The organism is Polynucleobacter antarcticus, assembly GCF_013307245.1.
GTDB classification, from domain to species: Bacteria; Pseudomonadota; Gammaproteobacteria; order Burkholderiales; family Burkholderiaceae; genus Polynucleobacter; species Polynucleobacter antarcticus.
Genome location: NZ_CP028941.1, coordinates 201459 through 219439 on the forward strand (window position 1 = coordinate 201459; position 17981 = coordinate 219439).

17 protein-coding genes are annotated in these 17981 nt (G+C 45.7%); 11 read left to right on the forward strand and 6 right to left on the reverse strand.

The window, feature by feature from the left end; genetic code table 11:
- Genes DCO16_RS01130 through mtgA form a run of 4 tightly spaced genes read left to right on the forward strand, consistent with a single transcriptional unit; the run spans position 1 to position 4548 of the window.
- On the forward strand, positions 1 to 1989 hold the full coding sequence (locus DCO16_RS01130; protein ID WP_173941956.1) for a ribonuclease catalytic domain-containing protein: 1989 nt from the start codon (positions 1 to 3) through the stop codon (positions 1987 to 1989).
- Positions 1973 to 2833 carry an energy transducer TonB family protein gene (locus DCO16_RS01135; RefSeq protein WP_173941957.1) on the forward strand — a complete coding sequence of 287 codons (861 nt, stop codon included), beginning with the start codon at positions 1973 to 1975 and terminating at the stop codon, positions 2831 to 2833. Before DCO16_RS01130 ends, DCO16_RS01135 begins: the two co-directional genes overlap by 17 nt.
- 27 nt (positions 2834 to 2860) lie before the next feature.
- Positions 2861 to 3781 carry a shikimate dehydrogenase gene (aroE, locus tag DCO16_RS01140; protein WP_173941958.1) on the forward strand — a complete coding sequence of 307 codons (921 nt, stop codon included), beginning with the start codon at positions 2861 to 2863 and terminating at the stop codon, positions 3779 to 3781.
- A gap of 17 nt (positions 3782 to 3798) precedes the next feature.
- Positions 3799 to 4548: a monofunctional biosynthetic peptidoglycan transglycosylase gene (gene mtgA, locus DCO16_RS01145; protein WP_173941959.1), complete on the forward strand. Its 750-nt coding sequence runs from the start codon at positions 3799 to 3801 to the stop codon at positions 4546 to 4548.
- Between the two features lie 90 nt (positions 4549 to 4638).
- On the opposite strand, the gene pyrF is transcribed toward mtgA, so the two are convergent.
- Positions 4639 to 5484 (reverse strand): orotidine-5'-phosphate decarboxylase, encoded by an 846-nt coding sequence (pyrF, locus tag DCO16_RS01150; protein ID WP_173941960.1) that lies wholly within the window; start codon positions 5482 to 5484, stop codon positions 4639 to 4641.
- Positions 5485 to 5558: 74 nt separating this feature from the next.
- On the opposite strand from pyrF, the gene corA reads away from it, so the two are divergent.
- Complete coding sequence (gene corA / locus DCO16_RS01155; RefSeq protein ID WP_173941961.1) at positions 5559 to 6530, forward strand: magnesium/cobalt transporter CorA; 972 nt, start codon at positions 5559 to 5561, stop codon at positions 6528 to 6530.
- Positions 6531 to 6558: 28 nt separating this feature from the next.
- Here corA and DCO16_RS01160 read toward each other — a convergent pair whose 3' ends face one another.
- From DCO16_RS01160 to thiL, 3 genes are read right to left on the reverse strand one after another with little or no spacing between them, the layout of a single operon-like run.
- Complete coding sequence (locus DCO16_RS01160; RefSeq protein ID WP_173941962.1) at positions 6559 to 7074, reverse strand: CinA family protein; 516 nt, start codon at positions 7072 to 7074, stop codon at positions 6559 to 6561.
- Positions 7068 to 7643: a phosphatidylglycerophosphatase A family protein gene (locus DCO16_RS01165; protein WP_173941963.1), complete on the reverse strand. Its 576-nt coding sequence runs from the start codon at positions 7641 to 7643 to the stop codon at positions 7068 to 7070. The genes DCO16_RS01160 and DCO16_RS01165 overlap by 7 nt, the downstream gene beginning before the upstream one ends.
- Positions 7640 to 8662: a thiamine-phosphate kinase gene (thiL, locus tag DCO16_RS01170; RefSeq protein WP_173941964.1), complete on the reverse strand. Its 1023-nt coding sequence runs from the start codon at positions 8660 to 8662 to the stop codon at positions 7640 to 7642. Before thiL ends, DCO16_RS01165 begins: the two co-directional genes overlap by 4 nt.
- Before the next feature lie 83 nt (positions 8663 to 8745).
- Between thiL and DCO16_RS01175 the strand changes: the two genes are divergently transcribed.
- Together DCO16_RS01175 and DCO16_RS01180 are read left to right on the forward strand one after the other, a co-directional pair.
- Positions 8746 to 11073 carry an NADP-dependent malic enzyme gene (locus DCO16_RS01175; RefSeq protein ID WP_173941965.1) on the forward strand — a complete coding sequence of 776 codons (2328 nt, stop codon included), beginning with the start codon at positions 8746 to 8748 and terminating at the stop codon, positions 11071 to 11073.
- Positions 11074 to 11211: 138 nt separating this feature from the next.
- Entirely contained in the window at positions 11212 to 11832 is a 621-nt protein-coding gene (locus tag DCO16_RS01180; protein WP_173941966.1) for a barstar family protein, read from the forward strand.
- 43 nt (positions 11833 to 11875) lie between these two features.
- On the opposite strand, the gene DCO16_RS01185 is transcribed toward DCO16_RS01180, so the two are convergent.
- Positions 11876 to 12637 (reverse strand): 16S rRNA (uracil(1498)-N(3))-methyltransferase, encoded by a 762-nt coding sequence (locus DCO16_RS01185; protein WP_173941967.1) that lies wholly within the window; start codon positions 12635 to 12637, stop codon positions 11876 to 11878.
- Between the two features lie 44 nt (positions 12638 to 12681).
- Here DCO16_RS01185 and tkt point away from each other — a divergent pair, with 44 nt between their 5' ends.
- Positions 12682 to 14685: a transketolase gene (gene tkt / locus DCO16_RS01190; protein ID WP_254598064.1), complete on the forward strand. Its 2004-nt coding sequence runs from the start codon at positions 12682 to 12684 to the stop codon at positions 14683 to 14685.
- Between the two features lie 54 nt (positions 14686 to 14739).
- Positions 14740 to 15768: a type I glyceraldehyde-3-phosphate dehydrogenase gene (gap, locus tag DCO16_RS01195; protein WP_173941968.1), complete on the forward strand. Its 1029-nt coding sequence runs from the start codon at positions 14740 to 14742 to the stop codon at positions 15766 to 15768.
- Positions 15769 to 15945: 177 nt separating this feature from the next.
- On the opposite strand, the gene fur is transcribed toward gap, so the two are convergent.
- Positions 15946 to 16368, reverse strand: a complete 423-nt coding sequence (fur, locus tag DCO16_RS01200; protein WP_173943719.1) for a ferric iron uptake transcriptional regulator — start codon at positions 16366 to 16368, stop codon at positions 15946 to 15948.
- A 43-nt stretch (positions 16369 to 16411) separates the two neighbouring features.
- Here fur and DCO16_RS01205 point away from each other — a divergent pair, with 43 nt between their 5' ends.
- Positions 16412 to 17029 (forward strand): outer membrane protein assembly factor BamE, encoded by a 618-nt coding sequence (locus DCO16_RS01205; RefSeq protein WP_173941969.1) that lies wholly within the window; start codon positions 16412 to 16414, stop codon positions 17027 to 17029.
- A 92-nt stretch (positions 17030 to 17121) separates the two neighbouring features.
- Positions 17122 to 17928 carry a 4-hydroxy-tetrahydrodipicolinate reductase gene (dapB, locus tag DCO16_RS01210; RefSeq protein ID WP_173943720.1) on the forward strand — a complete coding sequence of 269 codons (807 nt, stop codon included), beginning with the start codon at positions 17122 to 17124 and terminating at the stop codon, positions 17926 to 17928.
- The last annotated feature ends 53 nt before the right edge of the window (positions 17929 to 17981 follow it).

The following is a 17981-nucleotide window of genomic DNA, read 5'->3' on the forward strand; positions in this document are numbered from 1 at the left end:
ATGCATCTTTTATATGAAGAGGGTGGTGATATCAAGGTCGCCACAGTACAGTCTGCTTCTGGTGCGGGGGATACTGAATCTTGGCAGGCGACAAGTCTTTCAGGGAAGAAGATCAAGCTAAAAGCTAAGGAGGTATGGCTGCGTTTTGAAAAGCCTGAACCACAAGCTTTAATGGATCAAGCTAAAGCCCTAGCCCAAGAAATTGATCTACAATTTTTATGGGATTGCGCGCCAGATGAAGAGTTTGGATTGGTCGATGTGGCTCTTGAATACTTCGGCGCACAAGCAACTATTTTTCAGCAGACAGCTTTAGCGATTGCTTTACAAGGTGCCCCTGTATTTTTTCGGCGTAAAGGCCGTGGCCGTTTCCAACGCGCACCACTTGAGCAGTTACAGGCAGGTTTAGCCGCTTTAGAGCGCAAACAAAAAGAATTAGAACAACAAGCTATTTGGCAAGCAGAGTTAGTCGCCGGAGTCTTTCCTGAGAGCCTGCGATCACAAGCCCAACAATTGCTATTTTCTCCTGATAAAAACACCAGCGCATATAAAGCTTTTATTGCTGCTTGTACAGAATCTGGTGAATCTCCCGCACAAATGATGATCCGTTGCAAAGCGATTACATCCCCTTTGGCATATCACCAAGGGATGTTTTTAAAGGCGCATTTTCCGCAAGGTTCTGCTCATGATGCGTCCTTAGCGGTAGATCAAGCTGCATTAAATCAAGCGATTGCAGATTTACCTTTAGCGGATGTCACGGCTTTTTCGATTGATGACTCTGGTACTACAGAAATTGATGATGCTTTATCAGTGACAGCGTTGGCTGAGGGCGGTCATCGTATTGGCATACATATTGCTGCCCCGGGGCTGGTCATTACTAAGGATGATCCCTTGGATCATATTGCCCGTGCACGCATGTCTACTGTATATTTTCCGGGCGACAAGATTACGATGTTCCCCGATTCAGTTATTCAGCAGTTTTCATTAGATGAGGGCGCGCCTCGTCCTGCTTTATCTATTTACATTGATATCAATAGTGATGGGGTCGTGAATCAGGACGCTTTGCAATTGCGTGCAGAGATGGTGCCGATAGGGGCTAATCTTCGCCTTGAACATCTAGAGCATAAAGTGATCGAAGCGAGTTTGCTAGATCCCACTTCAGATTTTCCTTATCGACAAGAGCTCAGTGTGCTTTGGTCTGCTGCCAAACTATTGCATGCTGGACGTCAAGAACAACGGCTTGCTAATGGACTGCGTGCAGAGCAATTAGGGGCAATAGATCCCAATGCTTTAGCACGAGATTTTCATTTTCATATTCAAGAGCGCGATGGTAAGCAGCATGTAGACATTACAGCCCGTCAACGTGGATCCATTTTAGATACGATCGTTGCTGAGTGGATGATTTATTGCAATAGTGCTGCGGGGCGCCTACTGGCAGATCATGGTTTACCTGGTCTTTTCAGAACACAAAAAGGTTGGGGTCCATTGCGAACGCGGATGCAGACAACACCGGGACCTCACGAAGGCTTGGGATTAGATTACTACGCTTGGTGCACTTCCCCTTTACGTCGTTATTCTGATTTAGTGAATCAATGGCAATTGATTGCTATAGCTAAACATGGTGTGACTGCCAAGATGGTGGCGCCGTTTCCTCCGCGAGATGCAGCGCTGATGGGCATAGCCGTTGATTTTGAGTCTTGCTATCAAGCCTATGGTGAGTATCAAGATCGCTTAGAGAAATACTGGTGTTTACGTTGGATGATGCAAGACGATCAGCCAAAGCAAGTCTTTGTTCGTCATCTTAAAGAAGGTATGTCACGGGTAGAACCTATTCCTTTGCATCTTCCCATTCCAGAGCTTGCTACGCATACGCGGATGACTCGAGCCGAAGTAAGCATTGCCGATGTAGATCTATTACAACTCAGTGCTGGTGTTCGCGTGTTGCAAATAGAAACCCCCGTAGTGATTGAGAGTGATGCAAGCCTCACCTAGCTTGAAACTATCGATCGCCTATTTACAAATTTCTTGGCGGCGCTACCCATTTCGTTTTGCCTTGATTGTTTCAATAGTGGTACATCTTATTTTTTTATCTTTTCGTTGGGGTATGGGAGAGATTCAAAGTCGACGTTTCAATGCGCCGCTGAGCGTGGTTTTAGTTAACTCAAGCAATTCAACTTCTCCTAAGCAGGCAAGTAAGTTGGCTCAGGCTGACTTAAGTGGCGGTGGCAATACCAATAATCAAGATGCTACGGCCATGCATCGAGCAAGGTTAGGTGCCCAGGCTCGCTTAGAGGTTTTGGAGAAACAGCAGAAGCAAATGTTGGCTAAGTTAGATGCGCAGCGTGCCCTTTCTGGGGGCCGTAAAAGTGGGGATGAGGTTAAGGCAATATCTCAATTAAATGCTCTTGAAGCGGAACTCGCTAAACGCTTGCAGGTAAATGGGCGTGAGCCACGTCGTAAAGTATTAACTGGTGCCAGCACTAAGGCTGTTGTGTATGCCCAGTATTACGATGCGATGCGGCAAAAGATGGAAGCCTATGGGAGCGCCTTCTTTCCGAGGGCAAATGGCCGTCCTCTTTATGGAAGTTTGGTGATTGTGGTGAGTGTGGACTCCCAAGGACGCATTGTTAATAATGCACAGGGTAAGGAGAGTGTGAGCATTGAGCGTAGCTCCGGCAACCCCGAGTTGGATCGGCAGGCACTTGCGATTGTTAGGGCGTCTGCCCCGTTTGGCGCATTTCCTGCTGAGATGCGTAAGCAAATCGATATCTTAGATTGGGTCTCTACGTTCGACTTCACACGAGATGGTACTGATCGCCTAGATTTGCGTCGTTAATCAAAATACGCTTATTCTATATCCCATATGACTCAATCTATATCTGCCGATCTGCATATTGATCTCAATACTTGCCCTGCTCAATTTCCGGGGAAAGATGTCTATGCTGTTGCTGGCAATCCAATCACCCATAGCAAGTCCCCATTGATTCATCAACGATTTGCTCAACAGTCTCAACAGAAAATTCACTATGGATTTCTTCAGCCTGAATTGGATGCATTTAAAAAGACAGCAGACACATTTTTCAGTGCTGGCGGTAAGGGTATGAATGTCACTGTGCCGTTTAAATTAGATGCTCGTGAATTTGCCCATCAACTAACACCCCGAGCCCAGTTAGCTGGCGCTGTGAATACGCTATACATTCAAAATGCAATCATCTATGGTGACAATACGGATGGTGCTGGTTTAGTGCGAGATTTACTAGTGCAGGGTATTGCGCTACGCGGTGCGCGTATTTTGTTACTAGGTGCCGGTGGGGCATCTCGCGGTGTAATGGGTCCACTACTAGAGCAGGCACCCAAACAACTTGTGATTGCCAATCGTTCGGCTGATAAAGCAAATGAGTTAGTGCAATTATTTGGCGCACTTGCGACATCTCACCAGGTTTTTTTACAGTCTGTTGCATTGGGCGATTTAGAAAAATCTGCCAATACAAATACTCCTTTTGATCTCGTAATTAATGCCACTGCAGCTGGCTTAACAGATGAGTCCCCTATTAGTGATGCTGCAGCTAGCACCATTTTCACCTCTAAGTCTTTTGCCTACGATATGGTTTACGGTAAAACGACAGCGTTCATGCGACAGGCCCTTTACAGGGGTGCTCGCGTTAGTGACGGATTGGGTATGTTGGTAGAACAAGCGGCTGACGCATTCTTGATCTGGCGGGGTGCAGACTGCAGTCAAAAGATTGATCCTCGTGCTGTTTTAAATGAACTTCGTAGTTTATAAATTTTCATCGAGCATTGATGCGCTGGCTTGGCTATTTTTTAAAGTGCGTACTGGGCGGTTTGTTCGCCATGCAGATTTACTTTGTAGTCCAGATAGGCCTGTGGTCCAGCATTAATCTAGATAGCACTGCTTTTCAGAGGGCTGAGCGCTGGCGTTTATGTGGCCTACATTGGAATTGTTCAGTTCAATCCGTCTGGATTTCTTACGGTAGTATTTCTCCTAATCTCAAACGTGCTGTTCTGGTGAGCGAAGACGATATCTTTTTTCAACATAAAGGCGTGCGGATTGAAGATATGCAGAAAGCATGGGAAAAAAATCAACGACAAAGTAATGTATCCAGCGGTAAAGCTCAGACTGCGTTACGAGGTGGGTCAACCATTACTCAGCAGTTAGCCAAAAACCTATTTTTATCTTCAGAGCAGAATTATTTTCGCAAAGGCCAGGAGCTTGTTATTGCCGGTCTTCTTGAGGTGATGCTTTCTAAGGATCGGCTTTTTGAGATCTATCTCAACTCAGTAGAGTGGGGTGAAGGTATATTTGGCGTCGGTGCTGCATCGAGGCATTACTTTGGTATTAGTCCTGGCGCTTTGGATAGAGAGCAATCTGCTGCCTTAGCATCGGCCTTACCGGCGCCAAAATGTTTTGATAAAACGCAATATTGCCGCCGAGCCAATATTCACTTTCCAACACGTCAAAGCTTTATCTTAGAGAACATGGATAAGGTAGCCTTGGCTCCCATACCCACTAAAAAGCAAATTAAGAAGTAATGGGGTGGTAAGGCAGTGGTGAAAGGATGGGTAAAGGATGAATCTAGTGAAGATTCTTTACCTTATGCAGCCCACACTTTTTTCTAGACTTTATTTGTCAGCGGCTAGACGTAGGGCATCACGTGTCTGCAGTGCTACTTTTCTAGCAGCCTCTGCAAAATCACTTCCTGAGCTCGCATACAAAATCGCTCTCGATGAATTAATCATCATGCCTGTCCCTGCTTTTTTTGGAATGCTGCCAGCGCTTACTGTGGCATCAATATCACCGCCTTGAGCGCCAATGCCAGGAATGAGGAGGGGCATCTCACCAACGATTGCACGTACTTGCGCAATTTCTTCCGGGAAAGTTGCGCCAACAACTAGACTAATTTGTCCAGAGGTATTCCATTCTTTTGCAGCAAGTTTGGCTACGTGAAGGTAGAGTGGCTCGCCGCTCGGAGTTACTTTTAGAAACTGTAAGTCTGAGCCCCCGGGGTTCGAGGTACGACATAAAACAATCACCCCTTTACCGGCAAATTTCAGATAGGGCTCGATAGAGTCAAAGCCCATGTAGGGGTTGACTGTCACTGCATCTGCGCCATAGCGTTCAAATGCTTCGAGTGCGTAATGTTCCGCGGTACTCCCTATGTCACCCCTTTTTGAGTCCAGAATGACCGGGATATGAGGATATGTATTTTTGAGGTATCGGATGAGCTTTTCTAGTTGTGCCTCGGCCCTTTGTGAGGCAAAGTAGGCGAACTGAGGTTTAAAGGAGCAGACTAGATCTGCAGTCGCATCTGCAACCTCACGGCAAAACTCGAAGATCCCCTCGGGCTTGCCTTGAAATACAGCGGGTAAGCGCTTCGGATCTGGATCTAAGCCCACGCATAACATACTGCCTTGGGAGGCCCATACAGACTGGAGTTGTTGGGTAAAGGTATTTGAGCTGAGGTTCATTGGGTTTCTGCTTATTTTAGTGAAACTGTCATGATCTATAGGATAAACTAGCGCACATTCCTTAGGAGTTCACCATGATCAACTTGTTCGTCCTACAAAATGGCCGCCTCTCTCAAGAGCAAGTGGAAGATCGCAATGAATTGTTGCAATATTCAAACCCTATCTGGATCGACGTTGTTGACCCTGAGGAGGAGGAGCTTGTCTGGATTAAAGAGGCTTTTGGCGTACTTTTACCTGAATTAGATGATTTGGGCGATTTAGAGGCTTCGGCGCGCTATTTTGAGGCAGATGATGGGCATCTCCATATTCGTACGGATTTCTTGCTGGATGAAGAAGAAACTTCCCGTAACGTTCGAGTCGCTTTTGTCATGACCAAACAGGTCTTGTTCTCGATTCATGATGAGGATTTGCCTGTTTTCCGTTTGGTGCGTTTGCGTGCGCGTTTGCGCCCAGGTTCGGTCAGTAATGCGAAAGATGTATTGCTCGATTTGTACTCCACGGATGCCGAATATTCTGCAGATGCCTTAGAAGAGGTTTATGAAAATCTTGAGCAAGCGGGTAAGCGCGTTTTGCAAGATGACATTACTGATCATGATGCAGAAGAAGTACTTGAAACTATTGCTAAAGAAGAGGATACCAACGGACGTATTCGTCGCAATGTGATGGATACCCGTCGCGCCTTGTCATTTCTCATGCGCAGTAAATTATTGTCTGATGAGCAGCAGGAAGAGGCGCGTCAGATTTTGCGTGATATCGACTCATTAGAAAATCATACTGCGTTCTTATTCGATAAGATTAACTTCTTGATGGATGCGACAGTCGGTTTTATTAATTTGAACCAAAGTAAGATCATCAAGATATTCTCAGTGGTATCCGTTGCCTTAATGCCACCTACTTTATTGGCTAGTGTGTGGGGAATGAACTTCCGCTACATGCCGGAGTTGGAGCAAACTTGGGGTTACCCAGTCGCCATTATCTCGATGATGATTTCTGCCATGATTCCATTGTGGTTCTTCCGTCACAAAGGCTGGCTTAGCTCGCGTTAATTTCTGAGCGAGTATGTTGCAGTTATTTCTAAGTTTTCAGTAATTCAAGAAATTGGGTGAGTGCATAATCTCGTGCTTGCTCACGAATTTTTTGGCGGTCACCTGAGAAGTGCATAGTGCAGGCAGTGATATTGCCAGGATCTTGAAGATGACTTCTAATAGCCCAAGCAAAACAAATCGTGCCCACCGGCTTTTCTTGAGAGCCACCAGTAGGGCCAGCAATGCCAGTGATAGCAATAGCGACATTGACATTGGCGTTGTGTTGAGCGCCCTGTGCCATTGCTGTAGCAACCGGCTCGCTGACTGCGCCAAATGAATCAATAGTTTCTGCGCGAACCCCCAAACAGGACGTCTTAGCTGGATTGCTATAAGTAATGTAGCCACGTTCAAACCAATCACTAGAGCCGGCGACCTCTGTTAAGGCAGCGCACACCAAGCCTCCAGTGCAGGACTCTGCAAGCGAAATTGTCCAGCCGCGCTCGATGAGGGATACGGCTACCTTTTCGGCTAATGTGTGCTGATTAGAAGGCGTATTGTTCACCATATGAATGTGAGTGCAGTTTGGGTGAGTGCGATGACCACTAGGGTAAACAATGCAGCAGCGAGATCATCCGCAATAATTCCAAATCCACGCCACAGAATATGTTTGAGATCTGATGATGTAGCTGCAGAGCTCGCATTTATTTTTTTGAAGTAAGCATCAATCATACCGATTGGCCCAGGCTTTACTGCATCGAAAAAGCGAAAGAGTGCAAAAGCGAACGCTTGCATCCAAATATCTGCTGGCATGATCAAGATTAGAACCAGCCAGAAGGCGACGATTTCATCCCAAACAATGCCGCCAAAATCTTTTCTACCTAACTCTTCGCTGACATGTCCGCAGACCCAACAACCCAAAATAATTCCGCTAGCAATAATCCATAGTAGTTCTTCAGTAGAAAGAAAATACTGGCCCAGTAGAAACGCTGCCCAGGCCCATAATGTTCCTGCGGTACCAGGAGCAAACGGCGCTAGACCACTACCAAAGCCAAATGCAATTGTGCGACCGGCAGAGCCAAAGACCCATTTGAGGCTTGGGTTTTCAGTGGAATGCTGATCGATAGAGTTACTCATGCAAAGTGATTAAAAGATTGCAGAAGAGGGTTGACTTGCGCCTGTGGGAGCTTGACACCACGACTGTCTAAAAGACAAATTTCTGGTGTAGCACCTTTCATGGGCTCAATACTCCCAATGAGCGTGAGCGGAAGAGTCAAATCCACGCTCAGTTTTTTAATCACTTCACGCTGACTGATGGGTGCGGTGAAGCAGAGTTCGTAGTCATCTCCGCCAGATGCAGCGTATTGATTTTGCAGTTGGATGTTTTGCTTTAAAAGTACCGCAGATTTAGGAAGTTGGTCTAAGAAGATTTCTGCATCCATACTCGACTGCTTTAGGACATGTTTTAAGTCACCCAATAAGCCATCAGAAATATCAATCGCGGAGTGGGCGACATCTCTTAAAGCAAGCCCCAACTCTACTCGGGGTCTAGGTTGATGCATGCGTGACTGAATTACCTCTAAATCCGTGTTGACTAAATCAATTTCATGACGCAGCGCAGCAAGAGCAAGCCTGGCATCTCCAGTTGTTCCAGAGACCCAGACATCATCACCCTCTAATGCCCCTGATCTTTTAATGGCTTTTCCTTTAGAGACGCTTCCAAATGCAGTGATGCAAATATTGAGAGGGCCTGCGGTGGTATCACCACCAATTAGTGGGCAGGCGTATTGGTTTGCAATTTCAAATAGGCCTTTGCTAAATTGTTCCAGCCAGATTGAATCCACTTTTGGTAAAGCAATCGCCAGCGTAAAGCCAAGAGGCTTGGCTCCCATCGCTGCAAGGTCTGAAAGGCTCACGGCTAGGGCTTTCCATCCCAGCCACTGTGGATTAGCGCCTGCAAAGAAGTGGCGTCCCTCAAGCAACATATCACTCGTAATGGCAATCTCTTGATCAGGCTGCGAATGAATTAAAGCGCAATCGTCACCAATTCCGAGCGCAATTGCACCGGAATGATTGATGAGCATCCGTTCTGATTGCGTTTTAAAGAAACGCTGAATCAGATCAAATTCACCGAGTTGGGTAGATTGGGTTTGCATACCTCATTTTATGGCTGTTGCGAGTCTGGCATCTAAGAGGAATAGAATTAGGGCTTAAACATGCCTGATTGATGAGTGAGCTGATGAGTAAACCAAGCAACAGCAGTAAAGAACAGCAAATAGCCGATTTAAGAGCAGCTGCTCTGCACTATCACGAGTTTCCAGTCCCTGGAAAAATCGAAATTGCTCCAACCAAGCAACTCACCAATCAACGCGATCTTGCTTTGGCCTACACCCCAGGTGTAGCAGCAGCCTGTGAAGAGATCGTAAAAGATCCCGCTAATGCATTTCGTTATACAGCGCGAGGTAACTTAGTCGGTGTGATTACCAATGGCACTGCTGTTTTAGGCCTCGGCAATATTGGACCATTAGCCAGTAAGCCGGTGATGGAGGGTAAAGCCGTTCTCTTTAAGAAATTTGCCGGTATTGATGTTTTTGATATTGAAGTGAATGAGAATGATCCTGATAAGTTGGTTGAAATTATTGCGGCACTTGAGCCTACCTTCGGGGGCATTAATTTAGAAGATATTAAAGCGCCAGATTGTTTTGTTGTTGAGCGTAAGTTGCAAGCCCGTATGAAGATTCCTGTTTTTCATGATGATCAGCATGGCACAGCAATCGTAGTTGCAGCTGCTATTTTGAATGGCTTAAAAGTCGTTGGCAAAGAAGTGGATCAGGTCAAGCTGGTCACTTCGGGTGCTGGAGCTGCGGCATTGGCATGTTTAGATCTATTAGTAGATTTGGGCATACCACGTAAAAATATTTGGGTAACCGATTTAGCAGGGGTTGCTTATAGGGGTCGTCAAGAACTAATGGATCCTGAGAAAGAGCCATTCTGTCAAGAGACAGAACTGCGTACTTTGAATCAAGTCATTGAAGGTGCTGATATCTTTTTGGGGCTTTCTGCAGGTGGTGTTCTAAAACAAGATATGGTGAAGAAGATGGCGCCTAAGCCATTAGTATTCGCTTTGGCAAACCCCACCCCTGAGATTTTGCCAGAGGAGGTAAAAGAGATTCGTCCTGATGCCGTGATGGCAACTGGCCGCACGGATTACCCTAATCAAGTCAACAATGTTTTATGTTTCCCATTCATCTTCCGTGGAGCATTGGATGTAGGTGCCACCACGATTACGCGTGGCATGGAAGTTGCTGCCGTCAAGGCTGTAGCAGAATTAGCGCGTGCCGAGCAGAATGAAATCGTGACCTCGGTCTATGGTATTGAAAATTTATCTTTTGGTCCTGACTACTTAATTCCGAAACCATTTGATCCTCGCCTCATTACTGTAATTGCGCCAGCAGTCGCGAAAGCCGCGATGGATGATGGTGTGGCGCTTCGCCCTATTAAAGATTTTGATGCTTATCGCAATCAGCTCCAGCAGTTTGTATACCACTCTGGTACGTTGATGAAACCCTTATTTAGTATTGCTAAGAGTGTGCCTGCAAGTCACAAGCGGATTGTATTTGCTGAGGGTGAAGATGAAAGAGTATTGCGTGCTGTCCAAATTATTATTGACGAGCAACTTGCTACCCCTATTTTAATTGGTCGCCCATCTGTTATTGAGCATCGCATAGAAAAATTTGGTTTGCGGATTAAAGCGGGTAATGATTTTGTGATCGTCAATCCTGAAAATGATTCTCGTTTCAGAGACTTTTGGCAAACTTATTTAGCGTTAACAGAGCGTAAGGGTGTGACGGAATCTTTTGCTAAGCTAGAAATGCGCCGTCGTCATACTTTGATCGGCTCAATTATGATCAGCAAGGGTATGGCAGATGGCATGATTTGTGGAACTGTCGGTGATATTGCAACCCATCTGAAATATATTAATGAAGTGGTAGGTCATGAGCCAGGCGCAAATGTTTACGGTGCTATGTCAGGATTAATTTTGCCGGGTCGTCAAGTATTCTTGGTAGATACCCATGTCAACATCGACCCCACCGCCGAACAGTTGGCCGAATTAACATTGATGGCTGCAAATGAAATGCGTAAATTAGGCATCACTCCTAAGATAGCTCTGTTGTCCCACTCTAATTTTGGGTCTAGTGCCGCCCCTTCTGCAGTCAAAATGCGTGAAGTGCTGGCTTTGATTCAAAAAGCAGAACCCTTGCTGGAGGTCGATGGCGAAATGCATGGTGATAGTGCTTTGGATGAAACCATTCGAGCTGGCGCGGTTACCTCATCTCCATTAAAGGGTGATGCTAATTTGTTAGTTTTGCCAAATATTGATGCTGCTAATATTTCCTACAACTTACTAAAAACAGCTGCCGGCAACGGTATTGCAATTGGCCCCTTATTGTTGGGGGTTGCCAAACCAATTCATATCCTGACCCCAGCAGCGACTGTCCGAAGGATAGTTAATATCACTACTTTGGCAGTGGTTGAGGCTGCAAGTAATGCGAGAAGTGTTGCCTAAACACTAAATTGACGTTTATATTTATGTTAGTTAGCGATAGCTAACATAAATTATCACTATATAAATCAATAGTTTATATAAAAAGTACGAATTTGAGGCTTGATTTGATGGCGGGTTAAGGGTAACCTAGCACCCATAATGAATAATCGCTCTGAAAACGGCACTACAGTAGGCTTTGATGAACACAGTCGGGCTGAAAGTTGGGACAGTAATGATCGACTCGATACGGAGTCTTCTGCTGCCAATATTTATGCCGAGGGCGGTTTATCTCGTTTGCAAACCTATGCAGCAAATCAAGTTTCGGGAAAAAAAGTGACAGCTTCTTGGCGTGCCGCTTTAGCCGTTCGTGATGCTGGACCGCCGGCAATGTTGCGCAGTGTGCGCCCAAATATTGTGCAGTCTATCCGTGCTTTTCGTACGCCTGACTTGCAAGAAGCCGCAACGGAGTTGGGTCAGCATTTTATTTACGCTAACTGTGCCAATGCGATGACTAAAGGTGAGGTATTAGAGTCCATCGCCATTGCCTATACATTCACTAAACAGCAAGCGAAGAACTTTGATCCTTTGCTGGATGCTTTGACTACAACCGTTGATAAATCTGGCCCACAGCCTGGTTTCGTCGTGGTGCTAGAAGGTCTGCCGTGCACTCAGAAGTTTGACAAAGAGGCTCGTGAAACCCTGCTAGATGTGTTCCGTGATGCCGTTGATTTTTGGTCTGAGCGCCGTACTCCTTATCGCGTGTTTTATTCGTTCGCTTAATCTATAGATACTATTTAAGCAACCAAAGCCAGATGAATCGCCTCTACTTGAGGCGATTTTGCATTTCAGGATTCCATAGGCTGTGAACGGTAGAGATCGCTACGATCCCAGCAGTTTCAGTGCGCAAGATACGTTCACCTAAAGAAACCATTTGGTAGCCTGCCGCTTTTGCTTGGGCCTCCTCAGTCGGTGAGCAGCCCCCTTCTGGGCCAATCATGATGACTATATTTTGGGGTCGGGTATCTATCAGTGCTGAATACAGGCTTTGAGAGCCATTCGGACTCAAGAGTAGTTTCAGTCCCGTCCTGGGTTCTATCTGAAGGTAGCTATCAAAAGGCTGGATAGGTTCAACAATAGCGAAAACAGAGCGATCACATTGCTCACAGGCGGCCTGAACAATACCTTTCCAATGCAAAAGTCGTTTTTGAGCCCGTTCTTGGTCACTTGAGCGGGTTAATTTAAGTACAGAGCGCTCACATTGCAGCGGGTAGATAGTCTGGACCCCAATTTCTACTGCTTTTTCAATGATCCAGTCCATCTTGTCCCCGCCAGCCAGTCCTTGGGCCAAGGTAATGGCATAGGGGCTCTCTCGGCCAATATCCAGATGAATCTCGCTCAGCTCTGCCTCGCCGGACTTATTGCCCAGTGAAAGCAGTTTTGCATGGGCTACCTGACCCTTTCCATCAAATATCGGGAAGGATTCACCCACCTCAATGCGACGTACACGCAAGTGATGGGCGAGCTCAGGGGTCAGCGGCGTTGGGTTTTGGATTTCCCATGGCCCGGGAAGATAAAATTGAGGCATTACTGCAATATAGCTAATTTATTTTCTTCGAGACCAATTTTACGATGTCAAACCTTCAAATTCGTATGGCCAATGCCATCCGCGCTTTATCCATGGATGCAGTACAGCAGGCTAATTCTGGCCATCCGGGCATGCCTATGGGTATGGCGGATATCGCAGTAGGTCTTTGGAACGAACACTTACAACACAATCCTACAGATCCACATTGGATGAATCGCGATCGTTTTGTTTTATCCAATGGCCATGGGTCCATGTTGCTCTATTCCTTATTGCATTTGACTGGCTATGACCTACCGATTGATGAGTTAAAAAATTTCCGTCAACTCCATAGTAAAACCCCTGGGCATCCGGAGTATGGAATTACTGCTGGTGTAGAAACTACTACCGGCCCTTTGGGTCAAGGTATTGCTAACGCGGTTGGAATGGCTTTAGCTGAAAAGTTACTTGCAGAAGAATTTAATCGCCCAGGACATCAGATTGTTAACCACCACACCTATGCTTTTTTAGGCGATGGTTGTTTGATGGAAGGAATTAGTCATGAAGTGTGTTCTCTAGCTGGGACCTTGCAACTCAATAAATTGATTGCACTTTGGGATGACAATGGCATTTCAATTGACGGCAAAGTAGTTTCTTGGTTTAACGAAGATACGCCTAAGCGTTTTGAAGCATACAACTGGAATGTGATTCGTGATGTCGATGGCCATGATACGGAGGCAGTTTCCCATGCGATTACACAGGCTAAGAAAAGTGACAAGCCCACATTGATTTGCTGTAACACCGCGATTGGAAAAGGTTCGCCGAATATGGCGGGTAGCGATAAGGTGCATGGTTCACCATTGGGCGCCGCTGAGATTGCTGCAACCCGTATTGAAATGAACTGGCCCTATGCACCGTTTGAGATTCCGAATGATATTTATGCAGCATGGGATTTTAAAAAGCGGGGTGAAGCTGCCGAGCATGCATGGAACAAAGAATTTCAAGCCTATAAAAATAAGTACCCTGAATTCGCTGCTGAATTACAGCGACGTATGCAAGGGGACTTGTCGAAAGATTTTGCGTCGACTTTAGAGACTTATATAAAGACCTGCCAATCAAAAGCAGAAACAATAGCGACACGCAAGGCCAGTCAAAATGCAATTGAAGCATTAGCACCTGTCGTACCAGAATTTATGGGTGGATCTGCTGATTTAACCGGCTCTAATCTCACCAACTGGAGCGCTTGCAAACCCGTACGTGCTCAGCAATGGGGCAACCACATTAATTATGGTGTACGTGAGTTCGGTATGAGCGCCATCATGAATGGCATCGCTTTACATGGTGGCTACATTCCATTTGGAGGCACCTTTTTAACCTTCTCAGATTACAGTCGCAATGCCTTGCGGATGGCAGCATTAATGAAACTGCGCAGTATCTTTGTCTTTACTCATGACTCTATTGGATTGGGTGAGGATGGCCCAACCCATCAGTCGGTTGAGCAGGTGGCGAGTTTGCGTCTGATCCCAAATTTAATGGTGTGGCGTCCTTGTGATACGACTGAAAGTGCAGTGGCTTGGGGTGCTGCAGTAGAGCGCAAACAGGGTCCGAGCGCCTTGATTTTTAGCCGACAAAATTGCCCATTTGTATCTCGTAGTAGTCAGCAGATAAAAGATATTTCAAGAGGTGGATACGTTTTGCGCGATGCCCCTAAAAAGAAAATAGATGCAGTCATCATCGCTACTGGCTCTGAGATTGCATTGGCCTTACAAACGGCTGAATGCTTAGAAAAAGAGAGTGCAGGTAAGCTCGGTATTCGAGTCGTATCGATTCCTTCGACTTCAGTATTTGATCAACAAGACACTGCCTATAAAGCAAAGGTATTGCCTGCGAATATTCCACGAATTGCAGTAGAAGCTGGGGTAAGTGATTATTGGTGGAAGTATGGTTGTGCAGCTGTGCATGGTGTAGATACCTTCGGTGAGTCAGCACCTGCACCACAGCTTTACGAATACTTTGGGTTAACAGTGGATCAGATCGCAAAAACAGTGAAACAATGTATCGGGAAAAAATAAAAAATTAAGAAATAATTTTCTGTTAAAGAATTTAATATTGGCAAGGGAAATAGAATGACAATTCGGGTCGCAATTAATGGTTATGGTCGCATTGGGCGCATGGTTTTGCGTGCTTTATATGAAGATCAAGTCGATGGCAAGCCAAGGCGTGACATTAAGATCGTCGCGATTAATGCGATGGGCGATATAGATATCAATGCTCACTTAACCCAATATGATTCTGCGCATGGCCGTTTCCCTGCGGAAGTAAAAGTGGATGGCGATTGCATGGTGGTTAATGGGGATCGTATTAAGATGTTTTCGACACGTAATCCCTTAGAAACACCATGGGGAGAATTGGGTGTCGATTTGGTTTTGGAGTGTTCTGGTAAGTTCACTTCTAAAGAAAAAGCCATGGTGCATATCTCCCAGGGCGCCAAGAAGGTACTCATCTCTGCGCCTGGAGATAAAGATGTGGATGCCACCATCGTCTATGGTGTTAATCAGCAAGTTCTCAAGTCAAGTGACATCGTGGTCTCTAATGCAAGTTGTACTACCAACTGCTTAGCGCCATTAGTAAAGCCCTTGCTAGAGAAAATTGGCATCGAGTCTGGTTTGATGACCACCATTCATGCTTTTACTAATGATCAAGTATTAACCGATGTGTATCACAGCGATAAGCGGCGTGCGCGTTCTGCAGTGAGCAGTATGATTCCCACCAAGACCGGTGCTGCCAAAGCAGTGGGTTTAGTATTGCCGGCCTTAGCAGGGCGTTTTGATGGCTTTGCCATGCGCGTCCCTGTCATTAACGTTTCCGTGGTGGACCTAACGTTTGCTGCCAGTCGCGCCACTAGTGTGGATGAGGTGAATACGATCTTGAAGGCTGCCAGCGAAGGGGAGTTGAAGGGTATTTTGGGCTTTAATACCTTGCCACTCGTCTCTATCGACTTTAATCATGATCCCCGTCCTAGTATTTACGATGCATCCCAAACCCGTGTTTCAGCAGATGGCAAGCTCGTTAAGGTATTGGCTTGGTATGACAATGAATGGGGTTATTCCGTTCAAATGCTCAATGCTGCACAGGCGTTGATGGCAGTGAAGTAACGATTTTTTAGTAGACTTATTGCTTGCTGTCGTTAAAAACGAGTTTTATATGCAAAAAAGACCTTAATTTAGGTCTTTTTTCATTATCTTGGCTTATCTTTCAGAAAATACTATCTCAGCCACTCCGCTTTGGTAGCTTATGAAGCTTTCTGTTTATTGCGGCAATTCTTTTTTTGGTCAGTGGCCATACATAGCCAAAGCATGTTCCTGAAGCTTAAAACCGAGGTTTTTCGCGATATCACGCTGCCTTTTTTCAATCGCCTCATCTACAAACTCCTCTACATGCCCGCAATCTAGGCAAACGAGATGGTCGTGATGCTGTCCCTCATTTAACTCATAGATTGCTCTACTATCGCCTTTACTAGACTCAAAATGGCTACGCAATAAGAGCCCCGCTTGTTCAAACTGGGTGAGAACCCGATATACAGTGGCTAAACCAATTTCTTTATCCTCCTGAGCTAATGCCATGAAGACATCTTCAGCGCTAAAGTGGGTGCCCCCATTTTGATGAAAAAAGTCGAGTATTTTGATGCGTGGCCCGGTAGCTTTTAGGCCAATATCACGTAAATCTGCAGGAGTAGGGTTTTGGTTCTTATTCATGGGTTTGAGAGCTAAAATCAATGTCTTAATGATACGGCCTGCCATGCAAAATTGTCTTCAACTTTTTAGTCGTTTTTTGAGCTCCTTTTCAGGTGTTTTTGCCCTATTACGTTCGGGTCTTGTCATCGCTGTGATTGGAGGCACTTTTGTCATCACGGGATGTACGAGTGCGGTAGACGATACGCAACGTGCTTTTATGAATAAAGTATTTAGGCCCTACGTTCCAGACGTGGTGCAGGGCAACTTTATATCTAGCGAGCAATACGCTAAGTTACAAGTGGGTATGAGTCGTGAACAGGTACGTCAGATTTTAGGTACTCCATTATTGGCTAGTTACTTTCATGTCAATCGCTGGGATTATATTTTTGAATTTAAGCGCGCTTCACAGGTGATGGGTTCGGAGCGTCGTGTCACTGTATTTTTTGATGGCGATAAGTTGGTCAAGTTTCAAGGTGATGCCTTACCAACCGAAATCGAGCTGGTTGCAGAGATTGATAACTATGCCAAAACAAAGCGCTCTTTTTGGGACGTGATGACGGGGTCTAACAAACCTCCTGTAACAAAGCCTTTGCAAAGCCCAGAGCTACTGGTGCCTAGTCCAACGAATAACTTACCTGCAGGGGCACCGTCCCCGATAGGTGGGGCTGTCAATACTAAGTAAATCTGGTCGCTATTACAAGAATGAGTGACCTTGCTTGTCTCGAGTCCGTTAGAGTTTCTAGATTTTTTAAATAAGAAGTGATGAATCAAATGATGAAAATCGCAATTGCCGGTGCTACTGGCCGAATGGGAAAAATGTTGATTGAGGCTGTGTTGAGCAGCCCAGATACTCAATTGGTTGGAGCTTTGGAGCATGACGCCTGTCCGCAGCTAGGTGAAGATGCCGGTGCATTTTTGGGCAAGAAGACCGGCGTTGCTATTACTGCTGATATTACAAAGGCATTAACAGATGCAGAATTTTTAATCGACTTTACTCGGCCAGAAGGAACCATGGCGCACTTAGCGCTTGCGCAAAAGACGGGTAGCAAAATGATTATTGGTACAACGGGCCTGAATACAGAGCAAATTAATAGTCTGAAAAAAGCTTCAGCGAATTTGGCAATCGTTTTTGCGCCCAATATGAGTATTGGTGTGAATGCGACGTTTAAGTTGCTCGAGATCGCCGCTAAGATGCTGAACCAAGGCTACGATATTGAAATTATTGAGGCGCATCATCGCCATAAGGTTGATGCGCCGTCAGGCACGGCATTGAAGATGGGTGAAGTCATTGCAGATGCCATGGGTGAGAACTTAGATGATGTGGCGGTCTATGCTCGCGAAGGACATACTGGCGAACGCAAAGCGGGTTCGATTGGTTTTGCAACGATTCGTGGTGGCGATATTGTGGGTGACCATACGGTCTTATTTGCAGGCGATGGCGAACGTATTGAAATTAGTCACAAGTCCTCTAGTCGTCAGTCGTATGCTCAAGGCGCCTTACGTGCAGTACGTTTTTTACAAACTCAGAATGCTGGTCTTTACGATATGCAAGATGTTCTGGGTTTGCGTCAGCACTCTTGAGCTGGGAAGCCAGGTAGCTCAATTAAAAAATTTAGTAAGTCAGAATAGAAGAA